Here is a 13,260-nt window from a genome sequence, read left to right as displayed (position 1 = left end):
ATGAACCGTACCTGACCAGGAGAACCCCGCCCCAGACAGGGCTCTCCGCGCTTTGCCGGCTGTATTACATCTTCATAACACGAGAAGCGGACGGACCTTTGGCTCCATCAACGACCTCAAAGGTGACACGTTCTCCTTCCTGCAGAGATTTAAAACCATCAGCTATAATGGCTGAGTGGTGGACAAAGACATCCTTGCCGCCATCCTGAGCGATAAAGCCAAATCCTTTTGCATCGTTAAACCATTTTACAGTTCCTTCAGCCATGTTCATTACTCCTCATTGGTTGTGCGTTAAGCGCACGGTGTGTTGTTTGCCCGCAAGAGGGCGTTGGTTGTGTCGCTGAACAGGTTGTATGGTTGTTCAGCGGACAGTGAAGCTGTTTAGTTCTTGCCGCGCTGGGCAAGTCCAAAAATATTTGCGTTGCTTGCACAACGTTGTTGTTTTCGAGAGACCTGCGATGATTTTCCGGCCGGTCTGGTGTTTTTGTGCGGCCTGGCTGTTGTCTGCACAGGCTGATGCTGCACTGCAGGCAGCTGCGGCAGATCCAGCTGGGACATCGGCTTGTTGAGAGACCGCTCGATCACCCGGATCAATCGTCTGTCTTCACTGGTGGCAAAGGTAAGGGCATCACCGGTGCAGCCGGCCCGCCCGGTACGGCCGGTGCGATGGATGTACGCCTCGGCAGTGTCGGGCATGTCATAGTTGATCACATGGGAGATACCGGTAACATCGATGCCGCGTGCAGCTATATCAGTGGCGACCAGCACGGTGTAGGTGCCGTCTTTAAAGCCGCTCAACGCCTGCTGCCGCTTGGACTGCGAAAGATTGCCCTGCAGTGATGTTGCTTTCAGGCCGGTTTGCGCCAGTACCCGGGCCAGATTTTTTGCCTTGTGCTTGGTACGGGTAAAGACCAGGGTTGTGCCCATGGCTTCGTCTGCCAGTAACTGCACCAGCAGCCTGGTCTTCTGAGCTTGATCGATGGTGAAGACGCTGTGCGAGATGTTTCGCACCGAACGGCTGGGATTGAGCTGGACGGTTTTTGGGTTGACCAGGATGTTTTCGGCCAGTTGCTTGATCTCATCGGGCATGGTTGCAGAAAAGACCAGGTTCTGCCGCTTAACAGGCAACAGACGGATAATGCGTCGGATATCCGGCAGGAATCCTTTGTCGAACATGTGATCCGCCTCATCCAGAATCAACACATCCACCTGGCTGAGATCGATGGCCTTGTCGTTGCAGATGTCCAGCAGTCGGCCAGGACAGGCGATCACAATATCAACCCCCCGACGGATCTTGGCGATCTGCGCTGCTTTGCTGACACCGCCATAGACTGCCAGACTCTGCAGCCTGCTGTGTTTGATAATGGTCTGCGTGAAATCGTTAATCTGTTCCGCCAGTTCGCGTGTCGGCGCGATGACAAGAGCCTTGATCTGCTTGCCCGGATGTGCCATCAGGTGCTGGATGGTCGGCAGAATAAAGGCCGCGGTTTTTCCGGTACCGGTCTGCGCCAGGCCAAGGATGTCATGCCCGGCAAGGATGAAGGGGATGCACTGTTGCTGAATAGGGGTGGGGGTCGTATACCCGCACCGTTGCACTGCTTTGATAAGATAATCGTTGAGATGTAACTCGTTAAACTTCATTCATACTCCTGCAACCAACAGAATCGGCGTAACTGCTCAGCCTGTATTGTCACTGAGATTTCAGACACCATTCAATATGGATTGCGAAAATTGTTCATGGAACTCCACCTGGACGGGTGGTGACTGGAAAAAGGGGTGAGAGTACGGGCGTAGGGCATAAAGGCAGACGATACCTGCGTATAAAGACGATATCGATGGTGTAGGGTTATCCGGCAAACAGAAAAAAACCGCAGGTCATCGACGGCCTCGGCTCTTCTTCGTATTTGGTTTTGCTTCGTTGCAGATGAGTGTCCGGTGGTTGTACGATTTACCGTTCAACCCTTCCATGACCCGGTGACCTGCGGAACGATTGGCCATTTCAACAAACCCGAAACCCTTGGATTGTCCCGTGAAATGATCAACAATAAGCTTGGCGCTGACCACCTCGCCAAAAGGTTCGCACAGGGAAGAGAGTTCAGCTTCGGTGATATTGTACGGGAGGCTACCAATAAAAAGTTTCATGCCCATTTTCCTCATCGGGTATTGTAAGCAAAAACTTTTTAGGTATCGAAGATATCGATATTGATAGCAAAAGGCATCAAAAAAAAGAAAATGCTACGTATAAGATGACGTAACTGTAAGTAGTTGAGCACGATGTTGCAAGCAAATAATTGCAGTAAGGGCAACTTATCAATTATTATGCACAGTAACGGGATGTCGATGGCAGGTTGCAGGCATCGGATTTCTCCGGGCTTACGGGCAGTACTTTGCTGCGGTAGTCGAATGCCGACGGGTGTTGCAGGCAGTGGTGCACAGACACCGCAAACCGGTGCCTGCAGCCCGGCTCACGGCACAAGTGTCCGGGTGTACCCTTACCTGCCCATCCATCTGTTGACCGTCTTCGGGTGTTCTTTGAGAAAACGGTGGGCATTTTCTTCCGGAGTGCCGCCCTCCTGGTTCCAGGCCATAACCATCTGCAGCTGCTCTGCAGAATCCCAGCCAAAGTTGGAGAAGAAGGTGTAGACTTCAGGCATGTCTGTTTTCAGACCCTGGCGGACAATGGTTTCAATCTGCTCCTCACCGCCCAGAACACCTTTGGGATCGTCCAGATACTTGAGATCCCACTTGCCGAATTTCCAGTGAGGCGACCATCCTGTGACCACAACCCACTTCTGCTCTTTAATGGCATTGGCCAGGACAGCGGTCATTATGGCACCGCTGCCGTCAACTAACTCAAAGGTAAGCCCATACTCTTCAATGGCTTTTTCGGCTAACTGCATTGTGCCGGAACCCGGGTCAATGCCCACAATCATGCTGTCAAATTTTTCAGCATGCGCATTGAGTTCTTCAATGGAGGTGATGGTCACATACGAAGGAACAACCCAGCCCAGCCTGGCATTGTCGGTAACCACAGATACACGTTCGACCTTGTCCTTTAATTTGGAGAGGTAACCGGCATGCGTAACCGGTAACCAGGCAGTAACGGTGGCGTCTGCATCTCCGGAACCAAGAGCCTGCCACATCGCTGCCGTGGCAACGGACAGGGTTTCCACCTCATAGCCCATCTGTTCCAGTGCTGCCCTGGCGACCATGGTACTGGCCAGTGCACAGTCCCACTCCACATAAACGATGCGTACCTTGCCCTTTGCTGCAAAAGCCATCTGGGTTGTGAACAGCAGGGTCAAGAAAACAAGAAGAAGTTTTTTCATAATGCTATCTCTGTCTGGTGATTCAATGCACTGAGATTTTCAAAGAACGCGGCAAAAACTACATCCTGATCCTGGTGCACAAGCAAGACGCAGGGTGAAGGCCGGGATGTCTGTACCGGCTCTTCCCCTGGTTTTTTAAAAGTGGGCTTACCTGCTCATCCATCTGTTGACCGTCTCCGGGTGTTCTTTGAGAAAACGGTGGGCATTTTCTTCCGGGGTGCCGCCCTCCTGGTTCCAGGCCATGACCATCTGCAGCTGCTCTGCAGAATCCCAGCCAAAGTTGGAGAAGAAGGTGTAGACTTCAGGCATGTCTGTTTTCAGACCCTGGCGAACAACGGTTTCAATCTGCTCCTCGCCACCCAGAACACCTTTGGGATCGTCCAGATACTTGAGATCCCACTTGCCGAACATCCAGTGCGGTGTCCAGCCGGTAACCACGATCCATTGCTTGTTTTTAAGGGCATTGGCCAGCGCTGCCGTCATCGTTGCGCCGCTGCCGTCGACCAGCTCCAGCTGCAGGCCATAGTCTGCAATGGCCTGTTCAGACAGCCTCATCAGGCCTGCCCCAGGATCAATGCCGATAATTTCATTGTTGAACCTGTCTGCATGGGCGTTGAGTTCTTCAATGGAGCTGATGGTCACATACGAGGGGACCGCCCAGCCCAGTTTGGCGCCGCCGGTAACAATAGAGACCCGCTCGACCTTATCCTGAAGTCTGGCCAGGTAGTCGGCATGGGTGTTCGGGAGCCAGGCGGCAACACTTGCATCCACGTTGCCTGTCCCCAGCGCCTGCCACATGGCTGCTGCGGCAACGGGCAGGGTTTCCACCTCATAGCCCATCTGTTCCAGTGCTGCCTTGGCCACCATGGTACTGGCCAGCGCACAGTCCCACTCGACGTAGGCCATGCGCACTTTGCCTTTCGCAGCCAGTACCGGCTGCGCCATGAGCAGCAGCAGGCCTGCAAGTACAAGGAATATTTTTTTCATACAACCTCCTTACTGTTGTTGTTTTGGGGTGCCCAGATTCTGCAGCACCCGATCGAGTATTATTGCCACAATGACAATGGCGATACCTGCTTCAAAGCCGCGGCCCATCTGCAGGCGTTGGATGGCCTTCCACACCTCGCCGCCAAGCCCTTTCGCACCGATCATCGAGGCGATAACCACCATGGAGAGGGCAAGCATCACGGTTTGGTTGATGCCTGCCATGATGGTGGGGGCGGCCAGGGGGAGGTCCAGTTTGATCAGACGTTGCCAGCGTGTTGCTCCAAACGCGGTGGAACACTCGACAAGGTCGGTGGGAATCTGGCGGATACCAAGATAGGTAAAGCGAATGGCCGGGGGCATGGAAAAGACCACTGTCGAGAAGATGGCCGCGGTTTTGCCAAGCCCGAAAAATGGAATGGCCGGAATAAGATACACAAAGGCGGGCATGGTCTGCATGACGTCGAGTATCGGTGTCACGACCTTATTCAAGATTGAACTGATAGCCGCCATAATGCCGAGCGGGATACCGACAGCCAGCGCACAGAGCGTTGAGACCGCCACCAGGGCAATGGTGCTGATCGTTGCCGACCACAGCCCCATGTTCCAGATCAGCAGCAGACCCATGATACTGCCCAGACAGAGTTTACGGTCTTTTGTCAACAGCCAGATACCCAGGGCTGTCAGCGCTATGAACCCGGGAGCAGGAACAGCAAGAAGACCGCGTTCCAGCGCACTGAGTACGGTTTCAACGATGTCGGCACCGGCCTTGGTGAGAAAGGAGAGGTGCTCGACAAGAAAGTCGATGCCGGCATCGATGATTTTTCCAACGGGAAGTTTGCCTATGTTCATGCCGTACCTCCCCGTTCAGCAATGGCCGCCACCAGTGTGCCCCGGACAATAACCCCCTTGAATCGGTTATTTTCATCAGCCACGGCCAGAGGATAGGGCAGGTCAGCCATGATATTGAACAGGTCCTGAGCCGGGGTTGTGGGATTAACGGTTTTAATATCTGTGCAGACCACACCGTCAGCCAGATGGTCCTTGCCCTGGGCGGCTAAATCCGCCGCCGCATCAGCAGAGATAATGCCCACCAGTTCATGATTCTGATCAACTACAAACAGATGGGCAATGTTGTATTTGCGCATCTTGCGCAGGGCGGTACGCGGACCGTCGGTCCGCAGGTAGGCCACGGCCTCGCTTCGTTTCATGACCGATTCAGCGGTCAGCACCTTGGTGATGTCCACATTCTGGACAAAGCGGGCAACATAGTCTGTGGCCGGTCTGGTCAGAATCTGTTCGGGGGTATCCACCTGGACGATGGCCCCGTCTTTCATCAGAACAATGCGGTCTCCCAACTTCAACGCCTCGTCCAGGTCATGGGAGATGAAAACAATGGTCTTGCGCATCTTGTCCTGCAGGTTGATGAGTTCATCCTGCATATCCCTTCGGATAAGTGGATCAAGTGCACTGAAGGCCTCGTCCATGAGCAGTATATCGGGTGACAGGGCGAGGGCCCGGGCCAGACCTACACGCTGCTGCATGCCTCCGGACAGTTCACTGGGATAGGAGGCGGCCCAGGCCTCCAGGCCGACCAGAGCCAGGGCCTCATCGGCTTTGCGGAGCCGTTCTTTCACAGGAGCACCCTGCATTTCCAGGCCAAGGGCAGCATTTTCCAGAACTGTGCGGTGCGGGAACAGGGCAAAGTTCTGAAAGACCATGCCCATTTTGCGCTGCCGCAACTCCCGCAGCTCACTGTCGTTCATTGTGAACACGTCCTGACCGTCAACCAGGATGGAGCCCGCTGTTGGCCTGATCAGACGATTCAGACAGCGTACAAGGGTTGACTTGCCGCTGCCTGAAAGACCCATGACCACCACTGTTTCTCCTTCATGCACATCAAAGGTGGCGTTGTTCACCCCTACGCCGTGGCGGATGGCAGCCATGATCTCGTCTTTGCTTTTCCCCTGGGCGAGCATTTTCATGGCCCTGTTCGGATGAGGGCCGAAGATTTTATATAAACTGTGTACGCGTATTTTTACCATGTAAACTCCTTGGTTGCGTTGGGTGGCCTGCCCTGTTCAGCCAGACCGTTGATTGAATAACAGGGGGCATCATGTCTTGCCCGGGCAGAGACACCTCAGGCGGAAGGCCCGGCCAGACCGGGAGCCGAAATAATTTTCGTCGGAAGCGGATAGGACGAAAACGCCTGAGCCGCCAAACCATGCGGCGGCAAGTCTGAATATTTCTGATGGCAACCCCTGGTATCAGAAGATACCGGAGAGCTGCCGGTGTGACGGGGCCGTTTTGACCGGCCTTAAGGATTGGGGAAGTTGTACGTTGCGATGAGCGTGACCGGTATAACCGGCCTGCCGGTCTTCGTCTGCAGGCTGTTTGCTGCAGGGTGTGCGTTGCCGGTGCAGGGTGTGGCCTTGTACAGTGGGATCCCGGGAATGTTGTCCGCGTTCGATCACCATGGAGCAGGATAAGTCCCTTTATTCAAAGCACCTTTTGAGCTCATCAGTTGTGTGTGTGCAGATAGTAATTCAATGTGTAAATATTGTTGGAAGCCCCCGCCATATAAACTTTGTCAACACTATGAAGTAGGTCTAAATATGGAATATTGGACGTGATAGCATGAATGAAACAAGGCATCATTTTTCCATTTTAGTTGCTCTTCAAATAGATTTATCCGTAAGAAAATAACAGATTGTTTCCAGGTGTCAACAGTTCTACAGAAGAAATTTCAATATTTCATCTGTTCGTCCAGTCGATGATGCATGAAAATCAGTTGCATGATGATGATTTTGATTGCATAAAGAATTAATTAATGTGTTGAAATGTAAGAATAAAATGAAAAGCATGTCGTTTGGGGCGGATTTGATCGGCAACATCTCTGCGTCTGATTGAAATTCGTACGAACAACAGTGGAATAAATAAAAGAAGAGGCCGGAAACAGACAGCAGCAACCATCGTCACGTGGGCACAGGTGATCAGTTGTCTTTTTATGCAACCTGATTGACAAACCTGCCCGGATATACAGAGCAATCGATACGGAAAGAGGTGCAAGGTGTTTGAAAAACAGGACAGAAGATATCCTTGCCAGGATACGAAAGGTGGGAATGTCATGACGGTACTGATGAGCAGAGCCGATGATGACCGGTGGGCTGCTGATTTTTTCAGTCGCTGAAATGAGATGAAGTTTTTGTTTATTTCCAGTAGTAATTCCCAAGTCAGTTGCTTCATATCCATTTCCCTGAGGAGAGTACTGTATGGAACAGGTCGGAGGTACACCACATCGTTGGCGTTTTTCCCGTCTTGGCGGGTTTGATCAGGTGCGTTTAGAAAGGGAGGCGGATGTCCGTCATCTGCATGATCTCGATCAAAAACTTTGGGCTGCGCTGAGTTGTCCGGTCAGTGGTCTTGAATTTGACACGCGTACATTGACCTTGCTGGATAGCGATGCCGATGGGCAGGTGCGTGTTCAGGAGGTCCTGGCAGCTGTAGACTGGACGTGTTCAATGTTACGCGACCTGGGGCCCCTGCTGGCCGGGTCCAGCGAGCTGCCGTTGAGCGCCATTGACAACAGTCATCCGGAAGGGCAGCAGTTGCTGGCGTCGGCGAAACAGCTGCTGAGTTACCTCGGTAAACCGGATGTTGAGGTCGTCACGATGGAGGATGTGGCCGACACCGCTGCCCTGTTGCATGAGTCCGCCTTTAACGGCGATGGTATTATTCCGGTCCATGCCGGTGAGGATGAGGCAATGCAGCTGCTCATCGAAGAGATCATGTCCTGTGTCGGCAGCGATGAAGACCGCAGCGGTCTTCCCGGTATTTCTCAGGAACGGGTTGATCTGTTCTTTACCGCCGCTGAGGAGTATCTGCAGTGGTGGAATCAGACAGCAACAGACTCTGCCCTGCAACCCTTTGACGAGCAGACCGCCGATGCTGCAACTGTCTATTTCGCCCTTAAGGGTAAAGTGCAGGACTACTTTGTTCGTTGCGGACTGGCAGCCTTTGATCCTGGTGCCGAAGAATCGCTGAACCCTTCCGCCGCTGCCTATGAAACGATCATGGGGCACGATCTGGCAGGGACCACGGCCGAGCTGAGCCAGTTTCCCCTGGCGCATATCCGGGCTGCACGTCCCCTGCCCCTGAGTGTGGGCATCAATCCGGCCTGGTCTGCAACGATCAGGCAGTTTGTTGAGCTCATTGTGAGACCACTGTTCGGTGATGTTGAGGAGTTGACCGAGAGCCAGTGGCACCAGATCAAGGAGCGGTTTGCTGCCTATGAGACCTGGTTTGCTGAAAAGACCGGTGTTGAGGTCGAGCCGCTTGGTGTTGACCGGGTGCGCTCAATTGTCCAGAGTTCGGCCCGGCAGCAGTTGGAAGCACTGATCGACAAAGATCTGCAGCTGGAAGATCAGGTGGCCGCCATTGACCAGGTGGTGCGTTTGGTTCATTACAACCGCGATCTGTTCCGCCTGCTGAACAACTTTGTTGCTTTTCGGGATTTTTACGCGCAGGGATACAAGGCGATTTTCCAGGCAGGGACACTGTACATCGACGGTCGTGCCTGTGAGCTTTGCGTCCGGGTGGAGAATGTCGAGGCGCACAGCTCGGTAGCAAACCTCAGCCGTACCTATCTGGCCTACTGTGAGTGCAGACGCCGCAACAGCGGTGAACAGATGTTCATAGCCGCCGCCTTTACCGCCGGCGATTCCAACAACCTGATGGTTGGCCGTAATGGAGTGTTTTATGATACCAGGGGGAATGACTGGGATGCGACCATTGTGAAGATCGTCGAGCACCCGATCAGTGTTTCCCAGGCATTCTGGGCACCGTACAAACGGGTGGCACGGATGATCGCCGAGCAGCTTGAAAAGTTTGCCGCCGCCAAAGTGGAGGCTGTGGAGGGAAGCGCCGGTGCCGGTATTGCCGATGCCGGTTCTAAGGTGGCGGCCGGAGGACAGCCGGCAGCTCCTTTTGATGTGGGTAAGTTTGCCGGTATCTTTGCTGCCATTGGTCTGGCTCTTGGCGCCATTGGTACGGCAATCGCAACGATTGTCGGTGGGTTCATGGCCTTGCGGATCTGGGAGATGCCCCTGGCCCTTGGCGGCCTTATGCTGGTTGTTTCCGGTCCGTCGATGCTGATTGCCTTTCTCAAGCTGCGCCAGCGGCAACTCGGTCCGATCCTGGACGGCAACGGTTGGGCCGTGAATACCAAGGCTGCAATCAACATCCCTTTCGGAACCACCCTGACTAAAATGGCCGAGCTGCCCAAGGGATCGGAGCGGAGCCTGATCGATCCTTTTGCCGAAAAGAAGACACCGTGGAAACGCTGGGTCGTGCTGGCCGTCCTGCTTGCCGCCCTTGGTCTTGCCTGGAACAAGGGGTATGTGCAACAGCTGGGGCACCAGCTTAAACCGTTGATCATGGGGAAACTGCAGACGTCCGGCAGCAAGACCGAGACACCGGCAGAGACGAAAAAGGCCCCGGAATCCGCTCCTGCAGCAGAGAAGAAGACGGCACCGGCAGACAAGTGACAGGCGCGGCAAACATGCAACTGCACGGTCTGCCGACCCGATCCCGGTGCTGATACCTTTACAGCGTCGGTCCGGAAGAAACCGCACCATTGAGACGCCGGGTCAAGAATGATCCGGCGTTTTTTGTCCTGGATCGACTGTCGGCGGGCATCAGTCACCTGCATGGACAATGAGGGGGATATCTTTTCTGTGGAATATGGTAGTGTTGTTTTTAGTACCCTTTGCCTTGGACAGCAGCATGCTCGTTATGAGCACTGCTGTGCTCTCGTGTTGCCGTATGCATTGACCGGAACTGCTCTGTGTGTGTGCAGGATCCCGGAATAAACCAGCAGTCTAATGGAACCGCGTTACATCTTTTTTTGCCTTCTCCTGGGTATTAAGACGATTTCAGGAAACATCAGCCGACAACGATCTGCTGCAGTCGTGACAGCCCGCAGGCGTTTCTGTCTCTGGACTCGAATCAGACGTGCCTGGTGCTCTGCCCGTGTACGGATCGCATCAGCAGGGGGTGGCACTGTTTTCCTCCTTTTTCCAGCCGCCCTGGCAGGTTCGGCTTCACCGGGCAGGATGTTGCTGCAAGGCAGGCATCCTGCATCTGTCACAACCCGGCTGATCCGTGTTCTCATCGTTTTTTTAACCGTGCTGTCTCTCGGTTTCCCTGTTGCTCCCGGTCAGGCGGAAGAGGTGACTGAAGTACGTATCGGACTGCTCGCCAAGCGCGGTACAGCAACAGACCTGCCCCTATGGCAGCCCACAGCCGACTACCTCACCAGCCATCTGCCGGGCCACCGGTTTCTTCTTGTTGCGCTTGACTTCACCCAGATTCACGACAGTGTCCTTGAGGGGCGTATCGACTTCGTGCTCACCAACCCGGCCTTTTACGTGGAGCTGGAAAAGATCCACGGTGTTCGCCGCATCGCCACTCTCGTCAACCGTCACCGGAACGGTGAGTCAACCAGCACCTTCGGGGGTGTCATCTTCTGCCGGGCCGACCGGGACGATCTTCGCGGCATCAGCGATCTTCGCGGCCAACGGTTCATGGCTGTCGAACCCCGTTCCTTTGGCGGCTGGATCGTTTGCTGGCGAGAACTGTATCAGCGCGGGATCGATCCGTTGCGTTTTTTCAGTGGACTTGAATATGGCAATACCCACGACGCCGTGGTGTTTGCTGTACAGAACGGACAGGCAGACGCGGGCACTGTACGCACCGACACCCTGGAGCGCATGGCCGCCGCCGATCTGATCCGGCTTGAAAATTTCCGCATCCTTGCTGAACAGGAGGTGCCCGGGTTTCCCTTTAAACTGAGCACTGCACTCTATCCGGAATGGCCCATGGCCGCCCTGAGAACCACATCGGGCGAGTTGGTCAACCGGGTGACCTCGGCGCTGCTCGCCATGGACCCGGACGATCCTGCGGCTCAGGCCAGTGGCAGCGGGGGGTGGACTGCGCCGCTTAACTACCAGCCGGTGCATGACTGTCTTCTGGATCTGCGTATTGAGCCGTATGCAGACTTCGGCCAGTTCACCCTGATGGATGTACTGCGCCGGTACTGGCGACAGCTTGCTCTCCTCTTTGCCGCCATGGGCGTCATCGGTTCGGCGGCCCTGTCCATCTTTCTGCTCAATCGCCGGCTGGTGGAGAAGAACTGCGAGATCGATGAACTGAACACCACCCTGGAAGCTCGCGTGATTGAACGGACCCGGCGTATCCATACGCTGCTTGATCAGGAGCTCTACTTTCGTGAGATCATGAAGACCGTCGCTGCCGTCAACGGACTGTTGCTCTCGGCAGCGGATCTGCCTGTTCTGCTTGTTGAGGCCTGCCGCCTGATGGGGGCCCACAGCCACTACGGCTTTACCTGGATCTGCCTGCGCAAGGGTGAGGTGGTCGAATTGGTGTACTCTGCTGATACGACCATCCGTCTCCCCGGCAACCCGCCATATAGTTTCACCGATCCCACTGATCCGTTCGCCGAATCGGTCGCGGCCCGTTGTCTTCGTGATAACGCCACTGTGGCGCTGGTGCAGTGGGATCCGCAGGTGAGTGTCACCCCGTGGATCGATCGGACCAGCACCAGCGATTTTCGGGCGGTGATCGGCCTGCCTCTGCGCGCCGGTTACGGTCAGCCGTCACTGGGAGCTCTGTGTGTGTACACGATGCGGCGTCAGGGCTTTGAACCGGAAGAGATCGCCATGCTTGAAGAGTTGGCCTGCGACATCGGCTTTGTTGTGAATGATTTTCGCCAGCGTGAGCGGGTGCAGAGTCTGGAGCAGGAGCGTCGGGAAAACTACGAACAGACCATCCTTTCCTTTGCCGACATGATCGATCAGCGTGACACCTACACCGCCGGTCACACCGTGCGCGTGGCGAGCTACAGCCGTCTGCTCGGCGACCGTATGGGGTTGCCCGAAGATCAGGCCGATCTTCTGCAGCAGGCGGCCGTGCTTCACGACATCGGTAAGATCGCCATTCCGGATGCGGTGCTCCTCAAGCCGGGCCAGCTGTCACCGCTTGAGTATGAGCTGATTAAACTGCATGCCTCGGCCGGCCATGATATGCTGGCCGGTGTGAGCATGTATCGGGATCTGGCCGCCATCATCCGGCATCACCACGAACGCTTCGACGGGATGGGATACCCGGATCGGCTCCAGGGGCACGACATTCCGCTTCTGGCCCGCATTATTGGTGTTGCCGACAGTTTTGACGCCATGACCACCAACCGTATCTACAAGCCCCGGAAGTCCATTGACGAGGCCCTGGACGAACTGCAGGCACTCAGCGGCAAACAGTTTGATCCGGAGGTGGTGGTTGCCGGGCTGGATGTCCTGCGCGGGATCACACTTGCCGATGATGTCAGCCAGCTGCCCAAAAACAAGATGGAGGAACATCGCTTCTCGTACTTTTTCAGCGATAAGTTAACCGGCCTGTACAACGAGGACTACCTGCAGATTGTCCTGCAGAATGCCCATATCCTGCGCAACTATCACTGTCTGCAGAGTATATACGTTAAAAATATGGCCGAGTACAACCGACAGCACGGCTGGGAGCAGGGAAATCTTCTCATGCTCCGGCTGACAGCCGAGCTGCGGGAGCGTTTTCCGGATTCACTCCTCTTTCGTGCCTATGGTCGGGATTTTGTGATCATCAGCCGGGACCAGTGCTTTCTGCTGGCAGGTAAGGGTGGGATGTTTGCCTCGCTGCAGGGCACAGGGGTCGAGATTGAAACAAGTCTTCTTGATCTGCGCCGGGATGCCACCTACTGCATCGATAAACTGGAAAACCTGGAGGTACTCTGCGATCTGGAGTGCCCGGTTTGAGGAGTGCGGCTCGTTGTTGTTTTTCTGAACACCGCACGCATGTTCACAGCTGCAGAAGAGTCAGGCTGAGCAGGCGCCGGTCA

9 protein-coding genes are annotated in these 13,260 nt (G+C 54.9%); 2 read left to right on the top strand and 7 right to left on the bottom strand.

The window, feature by feature from the left end; translation table 11 throughout:
* Window positions 1–64: 64 nt before the first annotated feature.
* The 7 genes from HP555_RS02150 to HP555_RS02120 all read right to left on the bottom strand — a co-directional run bounded on the left by HP555_RS02150 (window position 65) and on the right by HP555_RS02120 (window position 6,358).
* Window positions 65–265: a cold-shock protein gene (locus HP555_RS02150; RefSeq protein ID WP_199263582.1), complete on the bottom strand. Its 201-nt coding sequence runs from the start codon at window positions 263–265 to the stop codon at window positions 65–67.
* Between the two features lie 116 nt (window positions 266–381).
* Window positions 382–1,641: a DEAD/DEAH box helicase gene (locus tag HP555_RS02145; protein ID WP_199263581.1), complete on the bottom strand. Its 1,260-nt coding sequence runs from the start codon at window positions 1,639–1,641 to the stop codon at window positions 382–384.
* A 234-nt stretch (window positions 1,642–1,875) separates the two neighbouring features.
* The gene (locus HP555_RS02140; RefSeq protein WP_199263580.1) at window positions 1,876–2,142 is read right to left on the bottom strand and encodes an RNA recognition motif domain-containing protein; all 267 of its coding nucleotides are present in this window, start codon (window positions 2,140–2,142) and stop codon (window positions 1,876–1,878) included.
* 350 nt (window positions 2,143–2,492) lie between these two features.
* Window positions 2,493–3,329 carry a glycine betaine ABC transporter substrate-binding protein gene (locus tag HP555_RS02135; protein WP_199263579.1) on the bottom strand — a complete coding sequence of 279 codons (837 nt, stop codon included), beginning with the start codon at window positions 3,327–3,329 and terminating at the stop codon, window positions 2,493–2,495.
* A 147-nt stretch (window positions 3,330–3,476) separates the two neighbouring features.
* A complete protein-coding gene (locus tag HP555_RS02130; RefSeq protein WP_199263578.1) occupies window positions 3,477–4,316 on the bottom strand; it encodes a glycine betaine ABC transporter substrate-binding protein in 840 nt (279 codons plus the stop codon).
* 9 nt (window positions 4,317–4,325) lie between these two features.
* A complete protein-coding gene (locus HP555_RS02125) occupies window positions 4,326–5,165 on the bottom strand; it encodes an ABC transporter permease (RefSeq protein ID WP_233249226.1) in 840 nt (279 codons plus the stop codon).
* Window positions 5,162–6,358, bottom strand: a complete 1,197-nt coding sequence (locus tag HP555_RS02120; protein ID WP_199263577.1) for a quaternary amine ABC transporter ATP-binding protein — start codon at window positions 6,356–6,358, stop codon at window positions 5,162–5,164. Before HP555_RS02120 ends, HP555_RS02125 begins: the two co-directional genes overlap by 4 nt.
* 1,227 nt (window positions 6,359–7,585) lie before the next feature.
* Here HP555_RS02120 and HP555_RS02115 point away from each other — a divergent pair.
* Both HP555_RS02115 and HP555_RS02110 read left to right on the top strand, forming a co-directional pair.
* Window positions 7,586–9,859: a hypothetical protein gene (locus tag HP555_RS02115; RefSeq protein ID WP_199263576.1), complete on the top strand. Its 2,274-nt coding sequence runs from the start codon at window positions 7,586–7,588 to the stop codon at window positions 9,857–9,859.
* 336 nt (window positions 9,860–10,195) lie between these two features.
* Window positions 10,196–13,177 carry a PhnD/SsuA/transferrin family substrate-binding protein gene (locus tag HP555_RS02110; RefSeq protein WP_199263575.1) on the top strand — a complete coding sequence of 994 codons (2,982 nt, stop codon included), beginning with the start codon at window positions 10,196–10,198 and terminating at the stop codon, window positions 13,175–13,177.
* Window positions 13,178–13,260 lie beyond the last annotated feature (83 nt).

It is taken from the genome of Desulfobulbus oligotrophicus (genome assembly GCF_016446285.1).
Taxonomy (GTDB): domain Bacteria; phylum Desulfobacterota; class Desulfobulbia; order Desulfobulbales; family Desulfobulbaceae; genus Desulfobulbus; species Desulfobulbus oligotrophicus.
The sequence above is the reverse complement of the archived record's forward strand: the minus strand, read 5'-3'. Positions and strand labels throughout refer to the sequence as shown.